We start from the raw sequence: 1,266 nt of genomic DNA on the forward strand, positions 1-1,266 counted from the left end.
AAAACTGTGTTCAAGATAAATGTTGATAAGGTTTAAATATATCAACAGGAAATGGTTTTTGATGTATATCCACAATTTTAATGTTTACATTGTTGGATATCGCATACTTTAATGACTCATACGCATGATGATTGGATGGCATTTGATAGTTTAAGTATTTCATAAACCTGAACCACATGAGATAGTTTTCCAAATGTTTCGTCGAGACACCTCTAAACCGTTTAAACCACGTCTTAAGTTCACTGTGGTATTGATTGATGACACTCAAACTATATTCGTTTTTCACATAAAGCCCTGAAGGTATTTGTGCGAGCGTGCATCCCAGATCTTTGATGATTTCTCGGTATGCAGATTTACTATCGGTCGTGAAGTGACTCCCCTGTTTGACTTTACCTTGAAGAGCTTCCTGAAGATTTTCTTTTAACGGATTACCTTGACCCACTATTTTGGTGAGAACTTGATCGTTTTCATCAATAGCAACTAAAACACATACCTGCTCATTGGATACACCACGGTAAACACCGGGTCCACCCTTTTTCTTTGGTTTTCTAGGCATCGATTTTTTCTTCCAAGATCCCTTCATGTTGAGTAAAAAGTAGGTCTCGTCCGCCTGAATCTCTCCGGATAACGAAATGACTTCCTGATAGTCTTTAATCGCTTCGATGACTTTATGACGCCATGAAAAGGCTGTGGTTTTAGAGATACCAACTTCCAAGGCAATCGCTCTTAACGATAATCCATAGAGCATAAATTTGATAAAAGTCGACCACTGTTCATAGGACTTCTTGGTGTATTTGACAATGGATGACGATGTATCGGATTCCGTTTTACCGGTCTGTTTATTCAAGTATCTTTGACAACCGCTGGAACTTTTACCGTATTTAACAAGGTGCTCATTTGAGCTTTTCTCTCTAAAGATGATTCGATGAAGCGCATCTGCGGCTTCATTGATCACCTTATGATTGAGTTTCATTTGACTCAAGAGATGATTATAGTCATCAGCACATAGCGTATTGATGACTTCATATAAATGATCTGTTCTATTCATGTTTGGCAGTCTCCTTAAAATACAAATGTCCTTAAGCAACCAGCTTGAAGGTTTCTTATCGCCAAACAAGAACTAATCAGCAAGCTGGTTGATTAAAGACACTTATAAAAAGGACTTTGACTGTATGATTAGTTCTAGTTTGGCAATACTATTCTACCAAACTATTCAGTTATTGACAATTCATTTATTGGAAATCAACATTTATCTTGAACACAGTT

The 1,266-nt window shown here is 37.0% G+C and carries 1 protein-coding gene; it reads right to left on the minus strand.

Annotated elements, in window-relative coordinates; translation table 11 throughout:
* Positions 1-10: 10 nt before the first annotated feature.
* Entirely contained in the window at positions 11-1,048 is a 1,038-nt protein-coding gene (locus tag QJ521_RS09640; protein WP_282840271.1) for an IS1595 family transposase, read from the minus strand.
* Between the last annotated feature and the right edge of the window lie 218 nt (positions 1,049-1,266).

The sequence above is a fragment of the Peloplasma aerotolerans genome, assembly GCF_030012175.1.
Taxonomy (GTDB): Bacteria; Bacillota_I; Bacilli_A; order Acholeplasmatales; family Acholeplasmataceae; genus Peloplasma; species Peloplasma aerotolerans.

Bases quoted from the DNA above. Each gene is read 5' to 3' on its own strand.
- QJ521_RS09640 (WP_282840271.1), bottom strand. From the start codon at position 1,048: ATGAATAGAACAGATCATTTATATGAAGTCATCAATACGCTATGTGCT.